Annotated in this window: 35 protein-coding genes, 1 tRNA gene and 1 pseudogene; 13 read left to right on the top strand and 24 right to left on the bottom strand. The window is 41.3% G+C overall.

What is annotated here, in order from left to right:
- The 4 genes from UQ64_RS31975 to UQ64_RS04075 all read right to left on the bottom strand — a co-directional run.
- Positions 1-120: helix-turn-helix domain-containing protein (locus tag UQ64_RS31975; protein WP_245237855.1), on the bottom strand; the 120-nt coding region annotated here is incomplete at its 3' end.
- Positions 121-334: 214 nt separating this feature from the next.
- A complete protein-coding gene (gene gndA / locus UQ64_RS04085; RefSeq protein ID WP_060622237.1) occupies positions 335-1,750 on the bottom strand; it encodes an NADP-dependent phosphogluconate dehydrogenase in 1,416 nt (471 codons plus the stop codon).
- 266 nt (positions 1,751-2,016) lie between these two features.
- Positions 2,017-2,613: a hypothetical protein gene (locus tag UQ64_RS04080; RefSeq protein ID WP_060622236.1), complete on the bottom strand. Its 597-nt coding sequence runs from the start codon at positions 2,611-2,613 to the stop codon at positions 2,017-2,019.
- Positions 2,614-2,901: 288 nt separating this feature from the next.
- Positions 2,902-4,191, bottom strand: a complete 1,290-nt coding sequence (locus tag UQ64_RS04075) for an MFS transporter (RefSeq protein ID WP_060622235.1) — start codon at positions 4,189-4,191, stop codon at positions 2,902-2,904.
- Positions 4,192-4,287: 96 nt separating this feature from the next.
- Here UQ64_RS04075 and UQ64_RS04070 point away from each other — a divergent pair, with 96 nt between their 5' ends.
- Entirely contained in the window at positions 4,288-5,763 is a 1,476-nt protein-coding gene (locus UQ64_RS04070) for an aminotransferase class I/II-fold pyridoxal phosphate-dependent enzyme (protein WP_060622234.1), read from the top strand.
- Between the two features lie 130 nt (positions 5,764-5,893).
- Here UQ64_RS04070 and UQ64_RS04065 read toward each other — a convergent pair whose 3' ends face one another.
- A complete protein-coding gene (locus UQ64_RS04065; RefSeq protein WP_042187300.1) occupies positions 5,894-6,205 on the bottom strand; it encodes a DUF1292 domain-containing protein in 312 nt (103 codons plus the stop codon).
- 80 nt (positions 6,206-6,285) lie between these two features.
- Positions 6,286-6,840 (bottom strand): hypothetical protein, encoded by a 555-nt coding sequence (locus tag UQ64_RS04060; RefSeq protein WP_060622233.1) that lies wholly within the window; start codon positions 6,838-6,840, stop codon positions 6,286-6,288.
- 167 nt (positions 6,841-7,007) lie between these two features.
- Between UQ64_RS04060 and UQ64_RS04055 the strand changes: the two genes are divergently transcribed.
- Positions 7,008-7,745 (top strand): MBL fold metallo-hydrolase, encoded by a 738-nt coding sequence (locus UQ64_RS04055; protein WP_060622232.1) that lies wholly within the window; start codon positions 7,008-7,010, stop codon positions 7,743-7,745.
- Positions 7,746-7,809: 64 nt separating this feature from the next.
- Here UQ64_RS04055 and UQ64_RS04050 read toward each other — a convergent pair whose 3' ends face one another.
- The 4 genes from UQ64_RS04050 to UQ64_RS04035 all read right to left on the bottom strand — a co-directional run bounded on the left by UQ64_RS04050 (position 7,810) and on the right by UQ64_RS04035 (position 10,080).
- Complete coding sequence (locus UQ64_RS04050) at positions 7,810-8,049, bottom strand: DUF3892 domain-containing protein (RefSeq protein WP_060622231.1); 240 nt, start codon at positions 8,047-8,049, stop codon at positions 7,810-7,812.
- An 85-nt stretch (positions 8,050-8,134) separates the two neighbouring features.
- Positions 8,135-8,578 (bottom strand): GNAT family N-acetyltransferase, encoded by a 444-nt coding sequence (locus tag UQ64_RS04045; protein WP_060622230.1) that lies wholly within the window; start codon positions 8,576-8,578, stop codon positions 8,135-8,137.
- A gap of 108 nt (positions 8,579-8,686) precedes the next feature.
- Positions 8,687-8,899, bottom strand: coding sequence for a hypothetical protein (locus UQ64_RS04040; RefSeq protein ID WP_060622229.1), 213 nt, complete (start codon positions 8,897-8,899; stop codon positions 8,687-8,689).
- 104 nt (positions 8,900-9,003) lie between these two features.
- On the bottom strand, positions 9,004-10,080 hold the full coding sequence (locus tag UQ64_RS04035) for a site-2 protease family protein (RefSeq protein WP_060622228.1): 1,077 nt from the start codon (positions 10,078-10,080) through the stop codon (positions 9,004-9,006).
- Positions 10,081-10,275: 195 nt separating this feature from the next.
- Between UQ64_RS04035 and UQ64_RS04030 the strand changes: the two genes are divergently transcribed.
- The 3 genes from UQ64_RS04030 (at position 10,276) to UQ64_RS04020 (ending at position 12,101) form a co-directional block, all read left to right on the top strand.
- Positions 10,276-11,460 (top strand): copper amine oxidase N-terminal domain-containing protein, encoded by a 1,185-nt coding sequence (locus tag UQ64_RS04030; RefSeq protein WP_060622227.1) that lies wholly within the window; start codon positions 10,276-10,278, stop codon positions 11,458-11,460.
- A 136-nt stretch (positions 11,461-11,596) separates the two neighbouring features.
- The gene (locus tag UQ64_RS04025; protein ID WP_060622226.1) at positions 11,597-11,899 is read left to right on the top strand and encodes a hypothetical protein; all 303 of its coding nucleotides are present in this window, start codon (positions 11,597-11,599) and stop codon (positions 11,897-11,899) included.
- Positions 11,900-12,029: 130 nt separating this feature from the next.
- Positions 12,030-12,101 (top strand) — tRNA-Val (locus UQ64_RS04020).
- 280 nt (positions 12,102-12,381) lie between these two features.
- On the opposite strand, the gene UQ64_RS31970 is transcribed toward UQ64_RS04020, so the two are convergent.
- The 4 genes from UQ64_RS31970 to UQ64_RS04010 all read right to left on the bottom strand — a co-directional run bounded on the left by UQ64_RS31970 (position 12,382) and on the right by UQ64_RS04010 (position 13,350).
- Positions 12,382-12,582, bottom strand: a complete 201-nt coding sequence (locus UQ64_RS31970; RefSeq protein ID WP_245237850.1) for a hypothetical protein — start codon at positions 12,580-12,582, stop codon at positions 12,382-12,384.
- Positions 12,583-12,653: 71 nt separating this feature from the next.
- Complete coding sequence (locus UQ64_RS31965) at positions 12,654-12,839, bottom strand: hypothetical protein (protein ID WP_245237849.1); 186 nt, start codon at positions 12,837-12,839, stop codon at positions 12,654-12,656.
- A gap of 54 nt (positions 12,840-12,893) precedes the next feature.
- On the bottom strand, positions 12,894-13,037 hold the full coding sequence (locus UQ64_RS31555; RefSeq protein WP_209445708.1) for a hypothetical protein: 144 nt from the start codon (positions 13,035-13,037) through the stop codon (positions 12,894-12,896).
- Complete coding sequence (locus UQ64_RS04010; RefSeq protein WP_060622225.1) at positions 12,994-13,350, bottom strand: hypothetical protein; 357 nt, start codon at positions 13,348-13,350, stop codon at positions 12,994-12,996. Before UQ64_RS04010 ends, UQ64_RS31555 begins: the two co-directional genes overlap by 44 nt.
- A gap of 216 nt (positions 13,351-13,566) precedes the next feature.
- Here UQ64_RS04010 and UQ64_RS04005 point away from each other — a divergent pair, with 216 nt between their 5' ends.
- The 3 genes from UQ64_RS04005 (at position 13,567) to UQ64_RS03995 (ending at position 14,784) form a co-directional block, all read left to right on the top strand.
- Positions 13,567-13,758: a hypothetical protein gene (locus tag UQ64_RS04005; RefSeq protein ID WP_060622224.1), complete on the top strand. Its 192-nt coding sequence runs from the start codon at positions 13,567-13,569 to the stop codon at positions 13,756-13,758.
- Between the two features lie 111 nt (positions 13,759-13,869).
- Positions 13,870-14,070 carry a hypothetical protein gene (locus UQ64_RS31550; protein ID WP_060622223.1) on the top strand — a complete coding sequence of 67 codons (201 nt, stop codon included), beginning with the start codon at positions 13,870-13,872 and terminating at the stop codon, positions 14,068-14,070.
- Positions 14,071-14,280: 210 nt separating this feature from the next.
- Positions 14,281-14,784 (top strand): ClbS/DfsB family four-helix bundle protein, encoded by a 504-nt coding sequence (locus tag UQ64_RS03995; RefSeq protein WP_060622222.1) that lies wholly within the window; start codon positions 14,281-14,283, stop codon positions 14,782-14,784.
- A 261-nt stretch (positions 14,785-15,045) separates the two neighbouring features.
- On the opposite strand, the gene UQ64_RS03990 is transcribed toward UQ64_RS03995, so the two are convergent.
- The 3 genes from UQ64_RS03990 to UQ64_RS31215 form a co-directional block, all read right to left on the bottom strand.
- Positions 15,046-15,489, bottom strand: a complete 444-nt coding sequence (locus UQ64_RS03990) for a hypothetical protein (protein WP_060622221.1) — start codon at positions 15,487-15,489, stop codon at positions 15,046-15,048.
- Between the two features lie 110 nt (positions 15,490-15,599).
- Positions 15,600-15,791: a hypothetical protein gene (locus UQ64_RS31545; RefSeq protein WP_209445707.1), complete on the bottom strand. Its 192-nt coding sequence runs from the start codon at positions 15,789-15,791 to the stop codon at positions 15,600-15,602.
- Positions 15,792-16,078: 287 nt separating this feature from the next.
- Positions 16,079-16,237 carry a hypothetical protein gene (locus tag UQ64_RS31215; RefSeq protein ID WP_167348454.1) on the bottom strand — a complete coding sequence of 53 codons (159 nt, stop codon included), beginning with the start codon at positions 16,235-16,237 and terminating at the stop codon, positions 16,079-16,081.
- Positions 16,238-16,385: 148 nt separating this feature from the next.
- Here UQ64_RS31215 and UQ64_RS30665 point away from each other — a divergent pair, with 148 nt between their 5' ends.
- A complete protein-coding gene (locus tag UQ64_RS30665; RefSeq protein ID WP_156417442.1) occupies positions 16,386-16,550 on the top strand; it encodes a hypothetical protein in 165 nt (54 codons plus the stop codon).
- Between the two features lie 277 nt (positions 16,551-16,827).
- On the opposite strand, the gene UQ64_RS03980 is transcribed toward UQ64_RS30665, so the two are convergent.
- From UQ64_RS03980 to UQ64_RS03970, 3 genes are read right to left on the bottom strand one after another with little or no spacing between them, the layout of a single operon-like run.
- Positions 16,828-17,835 carry a FecCD family ABC transporter permease gene (locus UQ64_RS03980; protein ID WP_060622219.1) on the bottom strand — a complete coding sequence of 336 codons (1,008 nt, stop codon included), beginning with the start codon at positions 17,833-17,835 and terminating at the stop codon, positions 16,828-16,830.
- Positions 17,832-18,881, bottom strand: coding sequence for a FecCD family ABC transporter permease (locus tag UQ64_RS03975; protein ID WP_082650968.1), 1,050 nt, complete (start codon positions 18,879-18,881; stop codon positions 17,832-17,834). The genes UQ64_RS03980 and UQ64_RS03975 overlap by 4 nt, the downstream gene beginning before the upstream one ends.
- On the bottom strand, positions 18,868-20,853 hold the full coding sequence (locus UQ64_RS03970; protein WP_060622218.1) for an AraC family transcriptional regulator: 1,986 nt from the start codon (positions 20,851-20,853) through the stop codon (positions 18,868-18,870). The genes UQ64_RS03975 and UQ64_RS03970 overlap by 14 nt, the downstream gene beginning before the upstream one ends.
- A 667-nt stretch (positions 20,854-21,520) precedes the next feature.
- On the opposite strand from UQ64_RS03970, the gene UQ64_RS30660 reads away from it, so the two are divergent.
- Together UQ64_RS30660 and UQ64_RS03965 are read left to right on the top strand one after the other, a co-directional pair.
- Positions 21,521-21,661: a hypothetical protein gene (locus UQ64_RS30660; protein ID WP_156113100.1), complete on the top strand. Its 141-nt coding sequence runs from the start codon at positions 21,521-21,523 to the stop codon at positions 21,659-21,661.
- A 331-nt stretch (positions 21,662-21,992) separates the two neighbouring features.
- The gene (locus UQ64_RS03965) at positions 21,993-22,952 is read left to right on the top strand and encodes a hypothetical protein (protein WP_060622217.1); all 960 of its coding nucleotides are present in this window, start codon (positions 21,993-21,995) and stop codon (positions 22,950-22,952) included.
- Positions 22,953-23,248: 296 nt separating this feature from the next.
- Here the strand turns inward: UQ64_RS03965 and UQ64_RS03960 are convergent, their stop codons facing one another.
- Positions 23,249-23,902 (bottom strand): hypothetical protein, encoded by a 654-nt coding sequence (locus tag UQ64_RS03960; protein ID WP_209445706.1) that lies wholly within the window; start codon positions 23,900-23,902, stop codon positions 23,249-23,251.
- Positions 23,903-24,505: 603 nt separating this feature from the next.
- Between UQ64_RS03960 and UQ64_RS29850 the strand changes: the two genes are divergently transcribed.
- Positions 24,506-24,745, top strand: coding sequence for a DUF1796 family putative cysteine peptidase (locus UQ64_RS29850; protein WP_082650967.1), 240 nt, complete (start codon positions 24,506-24,508; stop codon positions 24,743-24,745).
- A gap of 31 nt (positions 24,746-24,776) precedes the next feature.
- Here UQ64_RS29850 and UQ64_RS03955 read toward each other — a convergent pair whose 3' ends face one another.
- The 3 genes and pseudogenes from UQ64_RS03955 to UQ64_RS03945 all read right to left on the bottom strand — a co-directional run bounded on the left by UQ64_RS03955 (position 24,777) and on the right by UQ64_RS03945 (position 26,516).
- Positions 24,777-25,094, bottom strand: coding sequence for a hypothetical protein (locus UQ64_RS03955; protein ID WP_060622215.1), 318 nt, complete (start codon positions 25,092-25,094; stop codon positions 24,777-24,779).
- 215 nt (positions 25,095-25,309) lie between these two features.
- Positions 25,310-26,096: pseudogene (locus tag UQ64_RS03950) on the bottom strand (SDR family oxidoreductase).
- 198 nt (positions 26,097-26,294) lie between these two features.
- Complete coding sequence (locus tag UQ64_RS03945; protein WP_060622214.1) at positions 26,295-26,516, bottom strand: hypothetical protein; 222 nt, start codon at positions 26,514-26,516, stop codon at positions 26,295-26,297.
- 142 nt (positions 26,517-26,658) lie between these two features.
- On the opposite strand from UQ64_RS03945, the gene UQ64_RS03940 reads away from it, so the two are divergent.
- On the top strand, positions 26,659-26,850 hold the full coding sequence (locus UQ64_RS03940; RefSeq protein WP_060622213.1) for a DUF6199 family natural product biosynthesis protein: 192 nt from the start codon (positions 26,659-26,661) through the stop codon (positions 26,848-26,850).

The raw sequence follows: 26,850 nt of genomic DNA, 5'->3' as shown, positions 1-26,850 counted from the left end.
CCTGGCAATGACGGAGTGATGACGTCCAAGTTCTGCCCCAATCGCTCGACTAGACCATCCCAATCCGTATAGTACTTCTAGTTTGCTTCGCTCCGTTATGCTAAGATGAGTGTAACCCATGGTGTGATTCTCCTTGTGTGAATGGTGTGTGGTAACTTCATTCTACACGAATCCCCATGGGCTTTCTCTGTTTAGCTGTCGCACTTCATATTACAATCCGTCAAAATATAAGAAAGTATAAGTTTCACGTTATACATTATCCTTACATTTCTCGCATAAACGCTTACCGTCCTTTAGGGACGCGGCGTTTTGCTTGTAATCGTAACAAACTAGATTATTCTGCTGACATCCAATTGTGGTGGAAGACGCCTTCTTTGTCTACACGTTTGAACGTGTGTGCGCCGAAATAATCGCGTTGAGCCTGAAGCAGGTTCGCAGGCAGTCTTTCTGTACGATAGCTATCATAGTAAGCCAATGCGCTGGAGAATCCAGGAACTGGAACACCCATCGTTACAGCTGAAGCGATAACTTTACGCCATGCGGATTGGTAATTGTCCATAACATCCTTGAAGAAAGGATCAAGCAATAGGTTCTTAAGATCTGCATTGTTCTCGTAAGCATCCGTGATGTTTTGTAGAAAACGGGAACGGATAATGCAGCCGCCACGCCAAATTTTAGCCAACTCGCCATATTTCAGATCCCAACCGTATTCGTCGGAAGCTACGCGCAGTTGAGCGAAACCTTGAGCATAGGATACGATTTTGCTCGCGAACAATGCTTTACGCACGTTCTCGATGAATTCAGCTTTATCACCATCAAATGGTGCAGCTTCTGGTCCGTTAAGCACTTTGCTTGCTTCTACGCGCTCATCCTTCATTGCAGACAGGAAGCGAGAGAATACGGATTCGGTAATCATGGACAAAGGTACACCAAGATCGAGTGAGCTTTGGCTTGTCCATTTACCAGTTCCTTTTTGGCCAGCGGAATCAAGGATCACGTCAACCATTGGTTTACCAGTTTCTTCGTCATACTGAGCAAAAATATCTGTAGTAATCTCGATCAGGTAGCTGTCGAGCTCACCGCTATTCCACTCTTTGAAAATGTTATGAAGTTCTTTAGCATCCAGACCAAGAACGTCTTTCAACAACTGATAAGCTTCACAGATCAATTGCATATCACCATATTCGATACCGTTGTGCACCATTTTAACATAGTGTCCCGCACCGTCTGGTCCGATATATGTACAGCAAGGCTCACCGTCTACTTTAGCTGAGATTGCCGTTAGGATTGGTTCTACTAGCTTATATGCGCTTTCTTGACCGCCAGGCATAATGGAAGGACCTTTTAGTGCTCCTTCTTCTCCACCGGAAACGCCAGTACCGATAAAACGGAAACCTTTGTCTTCCAGCTCTTTGCTGCGACGAACCGTATCAGGGAAATAAGCATTTCCGCCGTCGATAATAATGTCGCCTTGATCAAGATGCGGCAGCAATTGCTCGATGGTAGCATCAGTAGCTTTACCAGCTTGAACCATGATCAGAATTTTGCGCGGTGTTTCCAGCGAAGCTACAAATTCCTCAACGGAAAATGTGCCTACGAGGTTTTTACCTTCCGCCTCAGCAAGAAGATCATTTGTCTTCTCCGGTGAGCGGTTAAACACGGATACGGAAAAACCTTTGCTTTCGATATTTAGAGCCAAATTCTTGCCCATTACCGCCAAGCCAATAACGCCGATTTGTTGTTTTGCCATCTGGTCCTCCACCCTTTGCACCCTATATTTTTGGGAAATCCATTTCTCGCAGTATAAGAATACCACCCTTTATCAGAGACAGCAAAGCCTGCCCTGCGAAGAGAGATCAAATTCATTGACAAAACCTTTGCCAACATGAAAATGATCACAATGACTATTTTAACGTTTTTAGCGCCAGAAGTGAACCCCTGTCTGCAAGTTCCACACAAATCTAAGACACCCCGAAATTCGGGGTGCCCCTAAGCAACATTTGCCCGACACCTTATTCACCATTCTAACATATACAATTCCTTCGTCAAAAAGGTAAGTTGAGCTCGGCATTTGTCCGCGCGGACCGTATCCTCAGCCTTAAGTGCATCTTTTAATCGATCCAGCTGCTCATCCACTTCAATCCTGCGCTGGCGAATTCGCTCCTCCCCTTCAATAGAATAATAAAGCTTGGTCAGCTCCTCATCTGTGAGCATAGGACCCTTCTGGTATAATACTCGCTGCTGATAACCCGAGATTTCGACAAGACGAATCACTTCGCCGAACAAAATATTTTCAATAATAATCTGACGGTCCCGGAATCGCTTTACAATGGCATGGCCTCGCATGTCCCCAATTAATTTCTCCATCCATTCTGACAAGCGAGCATCACGAATCATATAATCACCCACGAGTTTATAGCCGTCTTTGATCCTTTGAAAACGCAATTTCACTAATTTACGACCGGTACGGACCGAAATCACAAAGACCTGATCGTTCTCACTCCAATATAGGGAATAACCTTTTTGAATCAAATCCTTGATCAGGTCCTGGATATGCTGTCTGTCGAAACGCAGCTCCAGGTTACAATACTCCACCTCGTCGTTTTTGTTCACGGCACTCCCCCCTAACTGCTTCACATCTGCAAGTCACACCATTCGTTCAATTCCAGAGTATTTATGGCTGCCGGACCTCTTCAAGTAATCATTGCTTTTTGTGTACGTCTTAGTCTTATTTTATACTTCAGTTTATGTAGCGGTAACTTGGTTTATTGACTATTTTTACCCGCAACAGAACAACTCCAAACGCTGATTGAAATTTTTTATTCCTTTTCGTCCTTTTAATTTCTAAAAAAGCCGCCGACAACTAATTCTCAGGTTGTCAGCGGCTTTTCACATCTAAGATCAACTAGGTTTAAATTTCAACTTTGTTCTATGCACAATTAGCAAATGCAGCCCGAAGAGCAACAACATTACAATTGCACTCATCAGAAACGGAACACCGTGACCAACATGATCCCATAGTCTCCCTGATATCACTGGCCCTGCCACCATCCCTGAGCCTTGCAAGGTCAAGAATAGCCCCCACACAGTCCCTCGTTCCCCCTTAGGGACTTGCTTGGCTAGAAAGGCATTCCACGCCGGAAGGATAAGCGCGTAGCTTATACCGACCAGTGCCACCGCGATAAAAGCAAGCGGTAGCCAGCGGACTTGTGAGAACAGGGCAAGAGAAAAGGCGGCGAGCAAAAAGCCAATATTCAGAAATACAGTTGTTCCTATTCGGTCCACCAGCTTGCCTGCTGGAATTAAGGCAAGCACCGTAATTCCCCCACCAGCAATCAGAAGCAGACTAAACTGATTTGGACTAACATGAAGCTCCGTACGTGCAAACAAGGTAACTACAGGGGTCATCAAGCCAATAGCAAAAGCCTGAAGAAATAAAGCGGGATATAGTAGGCGACTGACTTTAAGCGTCGTTCTGACTTGATGCAGTGTTCTTTTTATACTTTCTAAAGGACTAATTTTTTTACGCTCAATGGCTCCACCGAGCCCTTGCATGTCCCTTACAACTGCATGAGTTCCACTTGGTGAGATTCTCTTAGGTAGAAATAGGGCAACCACAACTACAGCAGCAGCACAACCCAGCAGGACCAAAAAAGCTACACGATAGCTTTGTCCCCCCTGATCCATCAAAAAATTCACTACAATCGGACCGATGCCTGTTCCTGCAAGCGAGGCCATCTCGACAGCACCCATAGCTGCACCACTGCTGCCACTTTTGGTAGATCCCGCAAGTTCGGTTATTCCGGTCATCACACAAGGCCAAAGCGGGGATGTCCCAATCCCAAGAATAAGGCAGGCAATCGAGAGCGTAACTGCTGTTTTGGCATATATTATCATTCCAACAGCTACTAGGATCAACAACAAGGCACTTGTCATTGTCCAGCGAAATCCTATGCGCTCCATGACCCAACCAGAAGGACTACGGAATAGATTATCCCCCAAATATTGGAGTGCAAAGGCAAAGCCTACTACCGTAACAGATAGACCCAAAATATTCTCCATATACACGGGTAACAAAGCGACAAGTAGCGACCCTTTCACAAATTCAACTAAAAAAATAATTACCCACATCTCCATGATAAATGGCGACGTCAAACTGATATGTGTGCGTTGCGCAGCTTTCGTGGACATCCTATCACATCCATATCCTAGTATTCTGTAGATTGTTTTGTTATACTGATGCTTGCCTTAAATTTTAATATTCGCGAAAGGTTGTGACAGCATTAAATGAATCAACACCGTACTCCCCTCTTCACAGCTTTAAAAAAGCATGCCGCCGGCAATCCCGTTCAATTTCATATTCCGGGGCATAAGAAGGGGCTAGGAACCGATGCCGAATTCCGTGAGTTTATCGGCGATAACGCTCTATCCATCGATCTAATCAACATCGCACCGCTTGATGATCTACATCAGCCGACTGGCGTAATCCAGGAGGCTCAGAAGCTGGCTGCGAAGGCTTTCGGCGCCGACTATACGTATTTTAGCGTACAGGGCACGAGCAATGCCATCATGACGATGATCCTCTCTGTCTGCTCACCGGGTGATAAAATAATTGTGCCGCGCAACATTCACAAATCTGTGATGTCGGCCATTATCTTCTCCGGAGCCAAGCCTGTGTTTGTCTCGCCTGTTCAGGATGAGAATCTCGGGATAGATCACGGCATAACGACCAGTTCGCTGGAACGAGCGTTAAGGCGTCATCCAGACGCCAAAGGAGTTCTAGTAATCAATCCCACGTACTTCGGTATATGCGCCGACCTGCGTTCGATTGTCGACCTGGCTCACCGTTACGGTGTACCCGTATTGGTGGACGAGGCACATGGAGTACTGATTCATTTTCATGAGGATCTGCCGGTATCGGCCATGCAGGCCGGAGCGGACATAGCTGCCACTAGTGTGCATAAACTTGGCGGCTCCATGACGCAAAGCTCGGTACTGAATCTAAATGCTAAGACGGGTCTGATTAACCCGCAACGGGTACAGACCATTATGAGCATGCTGACTACAACATCCACCTCATATATTTTATTAGCGTCTTTGGATACATCAAGACGTAATCTCGCGTTGAACGGTCATGAAATGGCTGAAAGAACGATCAGACTATCCAACTACGCACGTGAAACGATCAATACGATCGAGGGCCTGTACAGCTTTGGAAAAGAGATCCTCGGGACAGAAGCAACTTTTGATCATGACCCTACTAAGCTGAACATTCATGTTCGCCATTTAGGGATCACAGGATACGAAACCGAAAATTGGTTGCGCGAGAAGTACAACATCGAAGTAGAACTAAGTGACATGTATAATATTCTTTGCCTTATTACCCCAGGTGATACGCAAGAATCAGTAGATAAATTATTAGCTGCACTTCGGGTGTTGTCCGCCATTCATTACAGCAAGGGTGAAATCTACGAACTTAAGGTTCAGGTTCCAGAAATTCCACAGCTTGCTCTGATCCCAAGGGACGCTTTTTATGCCGATACGCAGTTAGTTCCGTTCCGTGAATCTGCTGGCTACATTATTGCAGAATTTATATATGTATATCCACCAGGAATTCCTATTCTTCTCCCTGGCGAAGTAATCACTCAGGATAACATCGATTATATAATTGACCATGTGGAGATTGGTCTTCCGGTTAAAGGTCCTGAAGACCGCAGTATCACTAACATAAAAGTGATTGTAGAAGCTGATCCTATCTCCTAAGACCCATCATTTCCCTAAAAAGCTTCATTCATTTATACAAAAACCCGATACCATAATAAGTATCGGGTTTTTGTATATAAACATCAACTGTCATATACACAATAGAACAGCTTAATTTAGTCGCTAAAATCTATTCTTGCTGAGCAAGCAGATTGTTGTAAGCTTCTTCAACAGCTTTCCATTCTTCTTCGTCTTCGATATTGTACAATACCATTTCTTCGTCTTCTTCTTCCATACGCAGAATAATGCCATCTGCTTCAGGATTTTCCTTTTCTAAAAGCAGCGCGTATAGTTTCTCACCGATGTCGAAAGTTTCAACCAATACCATTTCTACATCTTCGCCCTGCTCGTTCGTCAAGGTCAGCACAAACTCCTCGTGCTCATGGTCGTGATCATGCCCGCAACCGCATGCTTCACCATGCTCATGTTTGTGATCGCTCATTGTAATACCTCACTTTGAATTGTATTATCCTACATCTGGTATCGTACCACGTTAGATTAGTTCAGGTCAATTTAGAACACTTAATTAAGAGCTGTAATTACCTTCTCTGACACAAGAACGTAATCCGCATTTTTCGAAGATTTCATATAGAACCCTACCCGGTATTTGCCGGTTTCTTTAAAATCATAAGTAAACTCCGAGGTCGGAAACCAGAAATTATCCTTCTGCGAGCCTTCAAGCTCCTGCGACTGAATATCCTTAACATTACCAGATGGGTCTGTTATAGCTACTTTCACAGCTGAAACTTCTTCTGTTAAGCTATCTACTTGAGTTAATATCTTGATCTTGAGCTTGCCTACGTTGACGTTACCAAAGACCGTATTATCCTTAAAAAGAACAATATGAACATTAGGCTTAAGAATTGTCACTTTCCCTGAGCCATCCCAATTCACAACCCCGCCTGCTTCTCTAGCGGGAATATATGTTTTTCCATCAATCAAATAACCGCCGTCCACAATTTCCTTCCCGTTGTTCCATACTCTGATTTTCTGATTTACGGAATCGGCGAACAATAACGAACCGCCCATTAAGGAAAAAGCAAACACACATAAAGTGATTTTTTTCCATCTATTCATTTGAAACCCTCCAAATAATTCATACTGTTAATGTATACTTACTTTGTCTCAGCAAGTTGCGCTAATTGTAGGTAAATATTTCATTCATCTTGCGAAAAATGATATTATGGATTTGTTCAATGTTGATATATTAGCAGCTAACAGCGATTTCAGGAGGGTACTTTCTTATGAGTCTGAGCCTACAAATGCTAGGAACTGGAAATGCTTTTGCAAAAAACTATTTTAACAACAATGGCTTGCTACTAGCTGATGATTATACCCTACTGATTGATTGCGGAATTACAGCTCCGCTTGCTATGCATACCATTGGGAAATCCTTCCGTGACGTAAACGCTACTCTAATTACGCATATTCATGCGGATCATGTTGGAGGTCTGGAAGAGCTGGCGCTCACGCTAAAGCACGTATACGGGAAAACTATGAAATTACACTTACCAGAAACGCTTGTTGAGCCTCTATGGAACAACACATTAAAGGGTGGATTATACCAAAAAGATGCAGTAGCCTCCCTGACCGATATCTTCGAGGTTACACCTATGAAACCCGGAATTACGTACAAGCTCGCTCCTTCCCTTTCGCTCGAGATCATACATACGCCGCATATTCCCGGCAAAGATAGTTATTCTCTTTTAATAAATAACGAGATTTTCTACAGTGCAGATATGACTTTTCAGCCGGATCTACTTATAAGCCTTGTACGTGAGCGCGGCATTCGAATGATTCTGCATGATTGTCAGCTTGGTGGGTCAGGTGTTGTTCATACCACGTTGGAGGAATTATTGTCTTTACCTGAAGATGTTCGACGTCTCATCAAGCTCATGCATTATAGCGATGAACAACCTCAATTCGTCTGGCTTACAGGAGAGATGGAGTTTATTGAGCAGCATGTAATTTATAAGCTCTGATTATTATCAAAAAAAGACCGTACATAGACGTCTGATGACGTATGTACGGTCTTTACCTTTTAAACTATGAGAAAGTCGGAAGATTATCCAAATTGTTGGTTGGATCTCCATCCGCGTCACCGCGAATATATGTTTCTCCATCTTTACCTTTAAAAGCATTTACCCCGGCAATATTCCCGGCCTGTACTTCTTGAAGCGCTTGGTCATACGCCAGGACACGTCCTGAAGAAGTTTGGAAAGTGGTTAAATCTCCATCTCCATTTTTCTGTACGGCTACGAAACTTTCGCGTTCGTTATTTGGCACTTTAGTTCGCCCCCTGCAGTAGAATTTGCCATCATATGGCACATCCTAGCTTGCTCCATGGAACGGTAAATTATGTGCGCTAATTTTAAAGAGTTTTCTGCATCCGCACATGTAGAATACCTGCATCATAAAAAGGTTCTGTAGAAATCACTTCATATCCTAGCTTCTTGTAGAAATTTTCAGCTTGGCACTGTGCATCAAGAATCGAAGCCTCCAGTCCAAGTTCCCGAGCAAGCTCTTCCATAGCTAACAAAAGCACACGTCCGTATCCTTTAACTCGATAATCTTTCAGTACGGCGATACGCTGCATTTTGGCTGTACCTGCTTTGTAGTAAATCAATCTTCCCGTAGCCACAGGAACTCCTTCATCTATAATCAGAATATGGTACGCATTCGGACCAATAACATCGTATTCATCAATTTCTTCCTCAACCGGTACCATTTGTTCCTCTACAAATACTTTAGTACGAATATCCAGCCCCATCTGAAGCTGTTCCTCTGTAGTTACCCGTAAGATTTCTGCCGCCATGTTAGTCGCAAACTCCTCTCTCTATGTATCCAACGATAGTTGTCTATTATATAAAAATTTGAATAGAAAGAAAAGCCTGCGCATGAGAAATCTTCTTCTATTGCTGTTCTAATTTACAGAATATACATCTTCAGGAATCGAGCGATTGTAAGTGTCTTGCATCACTGGTGACAATGGAGGGTACTGACCTTTTGGCTTTCCATCTAGGTTAGTCATTTCTTTGATTTCCATGACTTTTGTTGGCTTCGCCTCGGAACATCCTCCCAAAACCATCAGTAATAACAGACAAACACCGACTTCCCATTTCAAAATTTTAGGCATGGTTTTACTCCTTTCACCGTTCAACTGCGGTTATTCTCATTACAGCTTTGACGGTTCAGGAGTTTTATAAACCATTGGATCACTTCATTGCCCGATTCTCCCCCTTAAAGATTCACATTCCCAACGGCATGGACCATGTACATCATTCCTGCCAGAAAACCAGCCAACACAAAATAAGCAATGCCGTATTTCCAGCGTGAGCTGGCCGGCACATCGTAATACTTATCGTTCTCGTAGACCGAATAGCTGATATCACAATTCATCTTAAGATGAAGCCCATTTTCTAGGGTAACAGGCTCTAACTGCGAGATACGAACCTTTTCAATTATGCATTGCTGCGGAAGCGTAGCTCTACCAATGTAGTTTAGTTGATCCCATCTCACCCCTACATACTGCTGTCTATCCAAATCACTGTAGGTGGTAAAAGGTAAATCTCTTCTATGCTCTGGTCCTGGAATCATATAGCCTGCATCTCGAAGTGGCTCTACTGGAATTAAGAAACCCTTGGTTACAACATAAAGGCGATGGTTAGTACGTCTCTTAACATATTTGTTATACAGATCGTAAGCAAATAACGCCCAAATAATAAAGAATAAGATCGAACCCATATAAATGATGATAGCTAAACCGCCCACGAGTCCCACAAGCCACAGCCAACGCGTAACCGCAGTAGCAATACGACCACCGTCAAGCGGGTGAATCGGTAGCAGGTTGATCAGATTAAGCAAAAAACCTATATAAGCCAAGGAATAGAGTAGTGGACTATCCATGTAATAAGCCGCCCCAAAAACGGCAGTAGCCCCAATGGTTCCTAAGATCGGACCTCCAAAAGCAATATAAGCTTCTGTCTGTGCATCCAGCGGCTGTTTTTTCATGGTAATTAAAGCTCCCAAAAATGGTATAAACAGTGGAGCGCTGACTGGAAGCCCGATTCGTTTCGCTGCTATTACATGCCCTAATTCATGGACTAGCAAGAGCAGGACAAAACCCACGGCAAACCCCCACGGGTAAATCAACGCATACGCCCATATTGAAATCATCATTGAAATTAAAGGCCCGGCAATTTTACCTATTTTCAGAAGAGACAAAATCGCCTTTCCTTTAAACAGGAGCATCGCCGCCCCGCCCCCCAACCATTTCCATGGCGTGGAAGAATTCTTTTTCTGCTCATTTTGCGGCAAGATCTCAAACTCCTTTTTCTTTCAATTTTTATCTAACAGCTGTACATTACCATCCATTTTATCATAAGCGCTTAAGGAATATTTCTATAAATAGGCACTTGGTAAGTATACGACGCAACTTTTAGAATCGTTTCAGCGTCAAACAAACAGATAATGGATAGTTTTTACTTATATTCAAAGAAAGGGATGGTTAATATGAACCCTACATACTCAAAATCATTGCTCTCAGCTTTAATGCTCTCTACTCTTCTTCTCCCTACTACAGCATCAGCAAGTGCTCTGCAATCTGCTTCCGAGCCCCCGATGGTTTTATTAGCTTCCACCTCTAACACTTCGCAACTTTACTATCAATTCGGTATTCCTGGTGGAACCATAGGAGGCCCGGCGCTGCTCAAAAATGGAGTGATTTACGTAGATGTACGGGGGATCGCTGAGAATGCAGGTCTAAAGATGGAATGGGACAAGTCCGGCCAACGCGCCCTCTTCAAAGGCTGGACCAAAAGCTTCGCGGTTCGAATTGGAAGTCAAAGTGGAGTTCTTGACGGAAAAACGGTAGATCTAGGCGGTATCCCTTTCAAATCTAAAGAAGACGGCATATATGTACCTGCTCGCTTCATCGTTAAAGCATTCGAAGGCAATAATCTCCGCCTGGATCCCAAAACAAATACACTATCAGCGAGCGATCTAAAGACCTATAACATATTTACTGAAACCTATGGTGGGCGTACTTATACTCTCATTAAAGCTAATGGAGACTTATATGTCTCTCAAGGCAAAGATAAAGTACTAAAGCTCACCTCACTCGAAACTTCTTTTGACTGGGCAGGAATGCAGATTGAGAAAACACCGGGTGGACTGCTCGTCATTACGATTAGTGACTCTTTTGGAGAACCCCATATCAATACACGCGTTGTCACTCTCGTATTCAAAAATGGCGCGTTATTACGCAAGGCTACTTTCGCCTACCAGTTCAGAGGAGATGCAGATCTCAAGCCTTATGACAACAATCTACTATTGCATGATGGCAACACCCTACGACTTATCCAGGATGGCACGGGCAATATAACTGCTACTCTCGATCTTTTAAAACTAGGGGGCGAGGAAGATGCTTACTATATAGAAGGTATTGATAACGATATCCTTCTGCTCCGTGGTAATCAAAAAGGATTACTTACCTTAATTGACCGCAAAACAGGCGAGCGAACGCTTTTGTACAAGGAGCTGCTTACATCAGAGGATCAGGAGTATGCGAAAAATAACGATATTCCTTATAAAGGGGATACTTTGAAGTTCGTGAAACGTAGTGGTGATACGCTATATTTTTTAAATGACTCCCCGCTTACGGGCAAGAAAGACTTGATCTATACGCTGGGACAGTAACTTCGCTTCAATAAACAACCTCCACCTCACACAAAATAGCCCGAATTTTATGTTTACCCTATAGGCTAACGCCGTGAACGTTATAGGCTACGGACCATAGACTGTTATCAGGGTTATTCAATTGAGGAGGTTATTTATGGATACAAATACAAATTTACATCAACAGGTCAGTTGGAATTGTATGAACAAATACGTTGGTATCACAACGACTGACGGTCAGTCCTTTGATGGTTTTATTGCCCACGTAGACCAAAACTATGTTACCCTTGCGGTTCCCAGCAACGAAATGGTAGAACGTTTAAACGGAATGCCTACACATGAATCGGCGTATAGACAATTTGGCTTCCGGCCTGGCTTTTTCCCAAGACGTCGCTTCTTTCCACGCCGCATCCCTTTTTTCGGTATAAGTGATATATTTTTGCTCCCGTTCTTTATCTGACGAGGTGCAAGGGGATGGAGGGGCATCCCCTTTTTTATTATTCTAAAGACTATGTAAACTATCATCCCTATAGATTGTAAAAAAAGAATTGCCATCCTACTCTATCGTATGGTATTATGAAATTCGTCGCAGGACGGTAGCTCAGCGGGAGAGCACTATCTTGACAGGGTAGGGGTCATGGGTTCGAACCCCATCCGTCCTATACTGAAAAAGCCTTATTATATAAGGCTTTTTCTTTTGTTTAGGGATGTTTATGTTTTGAATGAAATACGAATTGGTGCCATAATCGGCACCACTTTTTTTATCCCTGTAACCATTTAAGAAATACATCTTTTGAGACTTTATCATCTTTCCGACCCGCACGATATGAAATTGGCCTGGGTTAATAGTTCATATGTTTGACGCTCACCTATACCAAGTATTTGTTGGATTTCTTCGCTGTAAGTACAGAGGGATAATCAGAAGTAGTCTTATACATTTGTTCAATCACCCTTCTCTTCCTCCTTCTCGATCACTAGATTCAAATCCAAAGCCAGCTTAAAAGCCTTCCAACGGATCTTGCTATAAGTTCCCGAACTAATCGGCGGCTGAAATTTAAAGTTATACACTTTCTCATGAGTAATATAATCATGCTCTGTTGTCATAAATCGTTTTTTAATCAAGAACCCTTCCATCTTAGGCATGCGATTCACCACTCGTTCTATCCGTTCACAAAAGTTTTTGCGTTGTGCTTGAGTATCTGCATTATGAATAGCTATGTTGGAGGTTTGATCAGTTGTAACTCCAGTAAATCCTTTGGGGACTCTGACCAAGCTGCGGTTGTCGCTGCCTCTCTCTCCTCGAAAGACAAAAACTTAAATATCCTATATTTTTCAAGAGCCGCCTCAACGGCAGCTTGCGTCAGTTCTCTATCTATCTCAGGCAAAAAACTCTGTTGCACTGGGCAATCCCTTTTTGTTAAGAATCCCCCGACCGAAGCCAGGGCGTGTACCATCTAGAACGGCAGACCGTCATCATTTCCAGGAATTTCCGGGCCATTCTTCTCCCCTGCAGCAGCTACCTCCTCCAGAGTGAGTTGATCCTTGTCTTCCAATTCAATTGTTAACCTTGCCTCGTACGCCTTCTCTTGGCTCTTCATGATCAACTTCATCGTTATCACCTCGGAACTCTTCAATGCTCATTTGAGATTCAACGACTTCCAAGACTACATCTGATCCAGCCTTCCGATAGAACTCATAGGAATGCTCAGAGGATGTGTCACCTTTGACGATGAACTCCAGCACTGTCTTTTTGGCATCCTTTGTGCTTTTGCTGAACTCGGTGGTCAATGCCTGTTCTACGCCTTCAATGTTCGACACAACCACCGAACGAGTCATTGCATTAAGCTCAGGCTTCTTCTCGTCATCGCCCTTTACGTGGAATTGTACAAGCTCTTTTTTAGAGTCCTTCATTTGCTTATTGAAGTGTGCTGTTATTTGAATTTCATTTATAATTGCTCCTCTCAAATTTGGGTTTATTGATGAACTGTGGGAGAGAAGGGTTTACTCCTCAATCCCCTTATATGTCGCGTTATATCTTCGTAATGTTCCTTAGTACTTTTTATTAATGAAACCTACCTTTGGGATAATTCGTATGAATTGTTAAATATTTTATTAAGGATGGTTATTATGAATCAAGAAAACCTAACTTGTAAAACTTGTGGAAGTACTACCTTTGCTAAAGGTGAAGTGAACGCTGTGGATGCTAGAGTAATGCCGATCGGTAAAACTTTTTCATTCGGCTCCCCGGTTATATATACATTTTGTAAAAAGTGTGGAGAAGTAGCCTCAATTAAAATTAAAAATCCTGAGAAATTTTAAACCTGCAGACCTGGATATTTCAAAATTCACTAATTCAGTAAGTAGACATCAGATTCAGTTGGTTTGATATATTACGTTAATTACTATTTTTTTAAAAAATGGGGTTAAAATATGAATAACGAAAAGAAGGAAAATCAAAATATTTATAAATGGTTCTCCATTATTAGTATTACATTAATACCTCTCGCTGCTGGCATCGGAATTGTATTTGATATTAATCGAGATCCAATACAACTTCTTATTATGACTTTAGGTTTTTTAAGTATCTCTTGGATTAATTGGTCAAAGTATAAAGAGAAATCTAAGTTGTAAATTCTTTTGCTTCACAGTATGAGTCTACTGTTCAGTCTCTTCGTACTGCACATCATCTAACGGAACCGTTTCTGTCAAAATAAAGTATTAGACTATGGAGGGCATTAAACTAAACGAATGGGCAGGATAGCGTTAATACAATTTATCAAATGTTACTTAGCGGAACGAATACCCTCATGTTAATATATAGAAAAATAGGAGGAATTTTTCATGATAACTCAAAATGAAAAAGAAATTTTATTAATGAATAGCGACAAGAATTTTAATTTATTGCTTGAAATAATTGAATCTGTCCCCAGCAGAAAAAGGGGATTTTCTGTTGATACTCAGGAAAGAGATAAGAATTTTCGTGATGTATTAATGCATTTATATGAGTGGCATGCAATGCTTGAGAGATGGTATAGAGAAGGTATGGATGGTGATACTCCTTCTATGCCAGCAGCTGGTTATAAGTGGAGTGCTATCGAACTACTTAATTTGCGAATTTGGGAACAATATCAAGATCTATCATTAAATCAAGCTATAAAAAAATTGAAGTTAAGTCATGACAGAGTAATGGAATTAATCAAATTACATACCAATGAACAACTCATGACCAAGAAGTACTATAAATGGACAAAAACAAGTAATTTATACAGCTATTTTGCAGCAAACACCTCTAGTCATTACATTTGGGCTATTAAAAAATGTGAAGTTATTGCGAAGTCTATATAAAGGTCAACCAGAAATTTGGTACTTAATAAGCACGGAGATAGATTTATTAGTAACAGACTAACTTTTAATTGCTTAGCCTACATTTTTATGGTGTAGGCTATTTTATTTACTGAATTTCCACGTTGCTCAACTATAATGAACAGTTTGCGTCTACTTAACACTACTAAGCGTGATATATGCCGCCTCTGCCATCTCTCGGGGGCTGGCGTTAGCTATGAGAGCCGCATCTGAAACCTTGATATACCATCCATCATCATGATTTCATGCCCCATCGACGTATTGCACATTTACGCCTTTGATGAACGCCAATTTATTCATGTATAGCTCTGCATCTACCTCTATAGCCTTTGCCTGTACCTCTAGGCTGGCAGCAGGGTCATTGCAGTAGTCCGGAGCATCTTCCCACGCCTCATCTTCACTGTGACGAATTAATTGTTGCCGTTCTCCCTTCAAGTGCTCATACACTTTATCTTTAAGGTTGTATCCCGCCTCTGTACGGAATGTGGTTCCTTGTCCGCTAAGGCGGAGATTAATTTTCCAGACGGTGCAGTCCCGGGTATCAAAAGAGAAGTCCACATATTTTATAAGCCTCTGGGCTTTGAGATTGTTCTTCCAGCTGTTGTGCTTCTCAATGTATTGCAGTAGTTCGGATAATTCTTCGATCGTTAAAGCTTTTTGATCATCGGTATCCTTTACCTGTATCATGCCTTGTCGCTCCCTTCCTCATATACGTAGTCACACGGTACACACAAATAAATTCCCGGCCTACTAGGATGGTCTATAGGGTGTTGGTTGCCACATATGGGCAGTTTGGATTAACCGGCACTGCCGACCGCGTTGCCCATGGCTGAATGATGGTTATCGACTTCATGGCTTTGCCTCATTTCTTCACCGTATTTACAAATAAATACAAGCGATGTTAATAATGATTTATTTTTCAACCGATAGTAAAAAAGAATAAATAATACATAAGGAGAATTTGAAATGGAATATGTCGTAATACTCATCGGTATTGGAATATATGCACTACGCATACTTGTTCCAATTATTGTTGCTAGAGTTATGTGGAAAAAGAAATCTGAATTATGGAAGATTGTTATTGCTGTCATACTGACAATTCTTACACCTTGGTTGGGTATAATTTATCTCGTCATCAATCGTTTGAGGTCACCAGGCATCCCCCGATTATAATATCTGCAATTGTCCAACCCCTGACGCTCAGCAACTTGTTTGCGTAATTGTTCATTCTATACATACTGGTTATTTGTCCTCTCCTTTATAGGGGAGAGGGGAGTTAACCCTCTACCTTCTTCAGATATTCAGTCGCAAACCCGCCATTAAAACCTTCCAGCAACACTACCTCTGATCCGCACAAGTCCCACGGTTCCGATTTCACCGTCCAAACCTTATCCTTGTATTTTTCCTTCCGATCTTCGTAGCATGAATGCATCATTACTTTGTCTTCTGGTTTCAGTCCCGATTTCTTGAGCTTTGGTTTGTTTTGCCATTTCGTTTACCTCTCCTTATGGGCTATGCCTTCGAAACTAAATTTGATCTATTACGTACAATTGTTAAATAATTGAAAAGGATGTTTATTTTTAATGAAAAATAAAAGATTACTCTCTGCTATTACAATTGGAATCATCACCGGTGTATCTTTTACTATTGTTTTCGACAACAACATTGCTATAGGTGGTGGATTAGGAATTTTATTCGGAATCACCATGTATATGGCTGAAAAACCAAAGAATCCTAAAGATAAGTAAGTTGCATAATAGATGGCTATCGACTTATAAATTTCCAAGAGTCCGGTAGATCCGGTTATATACCAGACATGATAATGTTTGTACTCAACAATCCTCTGAACTACATCTCCCGTTTGCGGATGATGTTGTTTTGGACGGCGAGGTTGTATGATAGCAAAAGATAAGTCCAAGAAGCGGAATTTAAAAACCGCGAAAATCCTTGTATAATCTAGGATTTTCGCGGTTTTTTTGGAATAGGGGTATGGGGTCAATATCCAGCCGGAGTAATAATCGATATCTATTTTGAACGCATCAATAAATATAGGAAGTAAGGCACACTCAGCATTGTTACAATAATCCCTGCGGGAATATCTGACTTAAAGCTGACCGTTCGAGCAATCGTATCCGCTACAAGCAGCAATAGCGCACCTATAAGCGCTGAAGTTGGTAGAAGCACTTTGTAGTCGTGACCTACCAGCTTGCGAGCCACATGCGGACTAATCAATCCAATAAAAAAGATCGAGCCCCCGAGCGCTACACAGCCAGAAGCAATCCCCACAGCCGCAATCGCCAGACGCAAAAATTTCCGTTTTACAGCGACTCCTAATCCTATCGAAATGTCGTTGCCTAGCACCAAGACGTTCAATGTCCTAAAATTGGAAAGAATATATGTAAATAGCAGCAGTACCCACGGTGCCAGCAAGCTGATATAAGACCACTTGTCGCCCCATAAATATCCTGCTTGCCAACGCTGCGCAAACTCATACTTCTGGTCATCAAGCTTTAAAGTTAGGAATAACGACAGAGCACTTAACCCCATATTAATCGCAACACCAGTCAAGACAAGTCGTGTAAAAGAAATCATACGACGTTTTCTATAGGCTAGAACATAGATCAGAGCTGCTGCCAGCAAACCACCCAAAAATGCCATAGATGGCAGTAATAATGTTATAGCGGTGCCTTGTATGCTTACAGTTGAGATAATCAGCAACACCATAAGACCTGAACCTGAGCTAATACCAAGCATTCCGGGATCAGCCAGATCATTGCGCAGCAACGCCTGCATAACAGCACCTGCCAGTGCCATCCCAAATCCAACAAGTATCGCTAATACGATCCGGGGAAGACGAAACTTATAAACAACGAGATTATGCTCCTCTGGACCTTGTCCAAGCAATACTTGAAATACTTCAAGTGGATTGAGAGATACCTTTCCCATATTAAGACTAAGAATAGCTCCTGCAATAAGCAATAATAAGAGAGATAGAATCCATATTGTAGCCTTATGCGATTTAACAACATTCATTTGAAGGCTCTCCTCTCTTTGCTCGCAATTAACAAGAAGAAAGGAACACCAATCATAGCAAAAATAATGCCCAGTGCTGTCTCTGCCGGACGATTAATCAGCCTTCCTGCGATATCCGCCACAACCATAAGTGCGCCGCCGTAAATGGCTGATGCCGGAATAATATAACGATAATCTACCCCTACAAAAAAACGCATGATATGCGGTATAATCAGACCTACAAAGCCGATTGGTCCTACAAGTGCAACTGCTACACCCGCAAGTAAAAGGACCGCAAGCGTAGCTATCATCTTAACGAGAACGATCCGTTGCCCGAAGCCTTTCGCGATCTCTTCCCCCAAGTTTAAAACAGTGATGGAGCGTGCAATGAATAGTGACAAAGCCAGCCCACCTAAGAACCAAGGAATAACTAGCTTAATTTCCATCCATGTTGCTCCAGCCACACTACCCGAAGTCCAATAAGCAAGGGCACGACCAATTCCATAGTTTAATGAGATAAATGATCCCACAGCTCCAAATAGCATTGTAATTGATATTCCAGCTAGCACCAGTCGTTGAGGTGTCATTCCTGAACGATTCATTGAAGCGGCAAGATACGTTAATCCTGCACCAAGTCCTGCGCCAATAAAGCTAACTAGCAAGGTTGTCGTCTGCAGTTGCCCTGGAAGGAAAACTAGTGTAACGGCCATTGCAAGAGCTGCTCCTGCATTTACTCCCATTAATCCCGAATCAGCTAAGGGATTTCGCGTATAGCCTTGCATTACCGCTCCTGCTACCGCGAGACACATACCCGCAATAATATCAGCTGCCGTACGCGGAATACGAAGGGCATGAATAATCTGATGCTCGGTCAGTTCAGGATCAAAATTAAAAGTCGCTGTCCATGCCATCTTCAGGCTCATGGAAGCAGAGCCAAAAGAAATAGAAGCTGCTACTGAAAGCAGCAGCAGCAATATCCCTAGGAGTAAAAACAGACCGAAATACGATTTCCCTCTTAAATTAGGGATAACAGTTGTTCTATCATCTAGCTTTCTATTTTTTTTCATACGCTGACACTAGCTTCTCAACTACAAAATCTAGCTGCTTATCAAGAGAGTAGATATCGGAATAATATGAAAAATCAAACCCAATTTCGATCAATCTACCTTCTTTGATTGCTGGAATGCTGTTCCAAATAGGATTGTCCGACAAATCATCAGCCCCATCCCATACAGAGCGGAATACGAAGTCTCCTATATACTCAGGTAACACCTCTAAGGAAACAAACCCTCCTGTAGCCTTCTCCCTCCCATCAATCTTCTTCTGAAGAATCTCTGGTGCTTTTAGTCCTAAATATTCATAAATGATCTGAGAGCCCCTTCCGTAAAGCTTGCTATCGATCACCGCCATCTCTTTTTTGCCGCCCTCGATAATGGTTACTGTCTTATCTAAAATTCCAAGTTCATCAAGCTTCTGCTTACTTTTCTCCAACTTCTCGTGGAAATTATCTAATAAAGCTTGTGCCTCCTGCTCCTTGCCAAATACCTCGCCAATCTTCATTATACGTTCATCCGTCGCCATTTTTTCATAAGGAATTGGAATGGTCGGTGCAATATCCTTAAGGATTTCGTAAGTTTCTTCAGAAGCAGCTATGATCAAGTCCGGCTTTACTGCCATAATAGCCTCTGGATTAGGCTCATACCATGAGCCAAGATCTTCAATACCCCCCAGCTCTTCTGCAAAGGCCGCTCCTTCAAAGACACTTGAAGTACCTACTGGCTTAATGCCGAGTGCAACAAGATCCCCTTGAAGATATAACACGACAACCCTCTCTGGATTAGCTGGAACGACAATATCTCCCTTTACCGTAGAGATGGTTCTTGTCTGAGCCTCTTTATTGTTATTATCAGTTGCAATTGAATTATTGGTTGATGATGATGTAACTTCAGAAGCTTTGGATCCCTTAGAATTCGTGGCATTAGAACCAACGTTTGCAGATCCGCATGCACTTAAAAGCAAGGTAAAGCTAAGCAGCATCGCTACAATAAAACTTGATGTCTTTGTTATTCGCATAGGTGAAGACCCTCCGGTTATTTTATTATGATAACAGTAATGATAATGATTATCATATTCAATAACATTATATCGGGAGGATATGTTCTCGCCAATGGAGAATCTGGCGGTAGTAAATGGACGATTCTCCGATAAGCTCAACAGCCTGCTTTCCTTGCGGAATCGGATGGGAGATTGACCATTATATTTACTAAACATACGGCTGAAGTAATATACATCGCTATATCCAACTTCTTCTGCAATATCGCGAAGTGGAGCATCGGTACATCGTAATAGCTCTTCTGCATGTTCAAGCCGGTATCTTATCAAATATTCTATCAGGCTGAACCCCGTCTCCCCTTTAAAACGCGTTGATAAATGACGAGGGCTATAATTAAATTGCTCCGCTATAGATTCTAGTGATAAATTGTGACGATAATGCACCTCAATATAACGGACAACCTGCCCAATGACATCCGGTTGCCTGAGGTTAATTCCATCCTTTGTAAACTGCTTCAATAATTCATGTATAAACTGATAGAACAAACCTTTAACTTGAATTCTATCCAATAAGCTTCCTTGTGCCCAGAGTTGTTCCATTGCCATTAGTTGATAGTGCAGTGGCAATGGCTCCAAAGACTCAAAGCCATACTGCATCCGAAATGGATTGCTTCGTTCCAAAAGTCTTGCTAAATCCTTTCTTCCTGGTAAGGAGGCTCTATAGAATATTAAATAGTATTCAAAAATCTTCCCTGCCTCTATGCTTAGTCTCATACCCTTTCCACCATGCACAATAAAATGACGGTCTGCGTCGCAATCTATGCCGTTGAGATTCAAGCTGGCCGCACCCCGCACACAGTAGATAAATCCACATGCAGGTAATATATAGCCTTGCAGCTTGTCCCCTGGCTCCATCACAGCATGTCGAATATCCAGCACTTTCACGGCAGCATAATTCCATGCGGCAATATGATCTTCCAACTTCATCTTGCATTTCACTCCGATCCGTTACACAATCTATTTAAGTTAATTACATCTTAAACAATGATAATGATTATCAATTAGTATTAGGCAGCTCTTCTATTTTGTCAATCGCTGTTTAGTATCGTGCTTGCTGATAGCTTCGCATGAACTTCGAAAAGTCAAAAAAACATCGCAATGGATCTATGACCCTAAATAGCGATGGTTCGTTTAGAAGTGGAGCTTCCTCAGGAATGCATCTATCTCATCCGTATATCCCTTTACAGTAATCATTCTCGATGCCTTCTTTGATGACCTCAAATTCGCGCAGCGTTGATTTCCATTCTTCTGGAACCGTTTATCTCTCCTTTTGAGGCTATGCACCTATTGATCTATAAACAGATTCCAATATGCGGACAAACACGTTTGAACTCTTCATTCAATGCAAAAAAAAACTCCGGGCGTGAATTGAAACATACAATTTTATCCCTCATGCCTATGACTTCTTTTATAAACGTACTTGAACTAAATAGGAACAATCTCTCAACATTGCATCTCCTATAATTTAGCATTAATATAAAATAATGAGACTTATTGAAAGTAGTTAATGAGTATCGTTTTGAGCATTATTGTATTTTCGCAAACTCACTAAGGAGTAGGAGTGTTTTTTATATGTTATAGGGGAAAACGAATATTGGGACCAATGACGGAAGCTGATGCTCTACGTGAATGGTTTACTCTTTCCGGTACAGTGAAGGACATTTATATTATTGAGGTTGATGAGAACAATAAAGTAAGGCGCCAGATCGGACCCACAAAGAAGAAAAAGAAATAAGCACAGCCTGCAGCAACCTGCTATAACATGATTGAAAAAGAGATACAACGTAAAGCCCCACCGACCTTTAAGGATGATGGGGTATTTTATCAAAAAGGAATTTGAGTTATGCGAGAACCGAAAAATAATGGGCTAATGAATTTTCAGCTTTTATTAATGCTAATGTACCCCATCCAACAAAATACCCGTTATCCATCACGCACACGACCTTTCATCATCATTTTATAGGAATACGAATATCCAATATATTGGTTTCATCATACATAGATTAACATTCCTATATCTGGTAGAATTATTTAGTATTTACTATCAGATTTAGGGGGATATAAGATTGAAGATAAAGGCTTTTTTATGTATCGTTGCAACTATTGTACTTCTTACAGGATGTGGTAGTTCCAAATCAAATTCAGAGGAAAAGAATACGACATCTACAGAAGTTACTCAGTCTGAAGCAACATCTGACTCTTCAATAACAGCTGCTGCAACACCAGTGCCAGAGAAGAAACTTTCAAAATCCGAGAAATTAGCTCTCGATTACGTGGAAATTTTTCTGAATGGTTCAGATATCGAAGCGAAAAAGAAGTTCGTATCCGAAAATATACTTCCTGATATACAACCAATTTTTCAAATGACTGAATCTACCGAGACACCTGAGAATAACAAACTTAAGAACGCTTCAGTAATAGAATCAGCTGATTATACAGACAAAGATGGCGGAAAAGACAAAATCGTCCTAATTCAAGGTGAAAAGTCGTCCTCCAGTAGTGAACTTATTATTTTTATTAAGGATGATAAAATTGGTTGGGGATATTCGTCTAATGACAAGAATAAAGAACCCTTTAACGAAATGAGAAAATTCTTCAAAGAGCCTGTAAATAACACCTCTGATTCAGGTACAAATGAACAGTCTCCTGAAGCGACACTTAAAGAAATTAGTAATTTTGTCATTTCAGATATTTGGAATGTTGGATTTGTTGATATTAGTTGGTATGCAAGTTCAGGAACTAGCTCTACAGGTGAAGCTATAGATATAGAATTTACAATTGAACAATTAGGAAAAGCGATGAGTACAAAATTAGAATACGATAATTACATCAACAACCTGGATGCAAAATACGATTCAATTAAAAACATCTGGTCTAAGCTCTCTGGTGAGATTGATCGTATGTACAAGCAAATCCAAGACACTCCTCCTATAGCAAATGATGCTACCACCAAATTAGATACAGGAATATTCAATCAGTACCAGGATGCTTTTAGTGATGAGGTAGATAAATTATCCAATTCTTAGATAAAACAAAATCCCTGCCAACCACCCTGGTTGTAGGGATTTTTTATAAATGCTGAGATTTCAACAACTACTTTATTCTTGTGGCAATAAGCTGGATCGTTTCATCAGAGTCTGCCCCTCTTAAGTCATTTGTGAAATTATAACGTAAGATTTCTGAGAAGCTGCTAGTAGAAAAGAAAATTATAGTCAAAATAAAAACAATGCTTTATCCACTGGTAGTTAACCTTCTTTTTAATCGGTTTCCCTTTCCTCATCGGATCCCCCATATTAAAAGAATCTTTTCCTTTATATAATACTCATCGTCCCTCGTTTAATTTCATGAGGATTTGTTTTGCATATGAATCCCAATCAGCTTCGTCTGTGTTTATCTCTAACGTGGGTATTAAAGATTCCTTCGCACATAAACGGAGTCTCTCCTGATTATGTAAAAACTTCTGACATGCCTCGTCAACTGAAGAATGATTTTCCATTACATATGATTTCCAAGCTTCGCCACGACTTTCAATAAATCTGGATGCAACAGCTTCCGGAGATAAGGTTAAGAGTATATTTTGTGCATTCAGCCTGGATAGACGTTGTTCCAATATCTTAATTTCAGTCGAATCTATAAATGCCGCCCGATGATTTAAATGGAACCTCTCTAAAAGATAAAATACACCATGAGATGTCTTGGTATGGCCAAGTGAATCCATCCACTTGTTTTGCTGCTCAAGATAGTCAACATGACGATTTAAAAGCTGGATATGTTCATCCTTGTCCATCGCTCTTAAAACACCTTGGAAAGAATGCAATACTTGCGAATAGTGTTCACTTATTGCAATTATCGTTTTTTCACTTTTGTATGATTCACTGCTATGAAATCTCTTTATTGCAGAAAATACTGATGTTTTTCCTGTGGTAGACAATCCTTCAACAATTACTCCCCGCATCATACTTTCACCTCTTTTCATTACTTTGATATGTTAGTTTGGATATTTAGCTTCTTATAAACGAAAATAAAAAGGATTTGATATTTGATCAAATACTTGCTCAGACGTACGGAGTTATGAATATATACTCTCTTGTAATCATCCATGTTTATGCGAGTCACCTAAATTAAATAAGAGAACTCTCGTTTTTAGTCCATACACTCCTCGGATACTATCCGAATGATTTACTGATGCCAGCCAGTAAGCTACTGCTTGTAGCCTGATTTAGTATTGATCACATGGAGCAGAAATCCTTTGGTTCGTGGATCTGCACGTAGGATTATTTCTGTCCGCATCATTGGAAATGCCGAGCCTTGTCGAACTAGCTTGAGACCCAATGGGTTACTTAACACCGCCTTAGCTTGCTTGCTAGACAATGACGTTGGTTTTAAAGTGGTGTTTCGTAAAAAAACTTCAAGTATTAGCGGCTATTTGATGCTACAACGCTATCAATATTTTCAGAGAGCAGTTAAGTTGCTGCTCTTTATTATGCAGAATATATCATCCATATTTCTTCTACTTTCTTAAAGTCTAATCATTCCTAGGAAGCGGTGTATATAATTGAATAGAACCTGAAATGCTTTAGTGAAATCCTATTATATTCGGGACACCTTTTATAACATCATCTCTGTACATGATTTTCCAGTCACCTTGGGTAAAGATTGGTCTACAACCTACCCATCGTATAAAGCAAAGCTGGATTTACGAATTTGGGACAAATTATTAAGCAGTAAAAAAATTCTATTCATTAGATGGTTCGCCACATACGAACAGGCTGTAGAGCTACAAGCGATTCTATCTGATATTTTAAAAGCGAACGAATAACTTAACCCCTTAAAAACGGCCCTCATATGGATCATTTGCGTTGACCGCTTCGATCAATCAAATGATTAATCATTTCTTGCGCTGCAAAAACATATGGACTCAGATACAACCTACTGATACTTACAAATATAGCAATAGGGTTACTGACTCCAAAATCAGTTTGACTCCAATGTTCTGCTGGATTTGCGGGTTCAGGCTCATCAAGATCATACTTTTTCATTAGCCTTTCCTTTGTTCCACTATCCATTACAGCTCCATTTCCTTTATCCGCAAAAACTGCTCCTGATGAAAAACACGTCATGATTAGAACAAAGGAAATGATGAGTATTGCCAGTTTCTTTTTACGCATAATACAGCTCCTAATTCTTTATATGGTCTACTCCAAACCTTGTACCCACTCAAATATTTCTCGGGTAATCGCAGGAAAACTATGTATTCGACAATCTTGATCCGTTGTAGATCATATTCCATGAAAATAATGGGATAAAAAGTATCAAATTCTATAATACTCCTTTTTCTATGTAAAAACAAAAGCACCCCACAGTTAAAATTAGTAGAGTACTTTTATAAGATTCGCTGGTATTTACAATATTCATATTCGCTAAACATTCTATGGAGTTGGAGTTCCACCGTTGCATTCAGTGTCTCGCCGCAGATATAGCTCGATTCCTGGCCAGCAAGAAATACATATGCCGGAGCCATCTCTGCAGGCTGTCCCGGACGACCTAGTGGTGTGCTCGCACCGAACTCCTTCAGCACTTCCACTGGTTGCCCACCCACCACCTGAAGAGGTGTCCATACGGGACCTGGCGCCACTACATTGAATCGAATCCCCTTATCGGCAACTTGCTGAGCGAGTGATTTACTGAATGTATTGATCGCAACCTTGGTCGTTGCGTAGTCCAATAGGATAGGCGAGGGGTTATAGGCTTGAATGGATGACGTGTTTCTGATGGTACTACCCGGCTGCATATGCTTCACAGCTACTTAACCGCAGTATCGACGAGTTGTTCACAGTAATCCTCATCTTTCAGATCGCCCGGAATGGCGATTGCGGTACGTCCTGCTTCCTGCACCAACTTGAGGACCTACTTAGCATCCTCTTCTTCCTCTGGCATGTAGGATAGAACAACATCTGCGCCTTCACGAGCAAAAGCAATCGCACAGCACGACCTATACCGCTGTCCGCTCCGGTAACTAGCGCCTTACGTCCAGTCAGACGTCCGGTGCCTTGATAGGTATCTTCACCTGTATCAGGTACGGGATTCATCTTCTTCTGGAGCCCCGGCTCTTGTTGCTGCTGTTGAAATTCAGGTCCAGCCTTGGTGTACTGAGTGGTAGGATCTTGCATCGTTATATTGGTTAGACATCGATCAATTCCTCCTTTATATTTTGAAAACCGTTTTTTATTTAACGAACTCTTTTTTATGTAAACACAACAGTACGCCGCTAAACACACCTCATCGGTAGCATAGTTCTGAATATTTCCATAAAAATACCCCAACTACCTGATAAGGTGGCTAGGGTATTTCATACTCTATTTGATCATTTAATGACCTTGAATTTCATCTGATCTGCCTTGCACTGACTCATATTGAGTACGGATCTCACGATTCTTAGCGTAGATATATAAGTCTAAAGCCACTATTCCTCTACGTGCCAGTTTTACAAGCAAGACAAAAAAGTAGACCCCCAATCCAATTGATATCAACCAAATTAAAAAGAACAAAACACCTACTCCCCCTCCGAAAAAAAGACCCGTATGTCCCATAAGATTTATCCGCTCCTTAAGCAATTCCATTTTTTATCAGTCTATATTGCTTAAGCTTAAATAAATATATGGAAACTCACACAAGAGTCGGGACACCCTCCATACAGTCTCGCGTATACATTACATAAAGGAGTGATAAATCATGGACTTTTTTATTTTCCTCTTTATTCTGTTAGCGCTACTTAACATCTTTTTCCCACGATTCGGATGGTACATGAGATACGGTTGGATGATCAAAGGTGACGTTGAGCCGAGTGAGGCTTATTTATTAATGACCCGCGTCAGCAGTATAGTGGCACTTATTGTCCTCTTTTTTATCTGGTCTAGTTTCTGA

The sequence above is a fragment of the Paenibacillus etheri genome (genome assembly GCF_001012825.1).
Taxonomy (GTDB): domain Bacteria; phylum Bacillota; class Bacilli; order Paenibacillales; family Paenibacillaceae; genus Paenibacillus_AQ; species Paenibacillus_AQ etheri.
The sequence above is the reverse complement of the archived record's forward strand: the minus strand, read 5'-3'. Positions and strand labels throughout refer to the sequence as shown.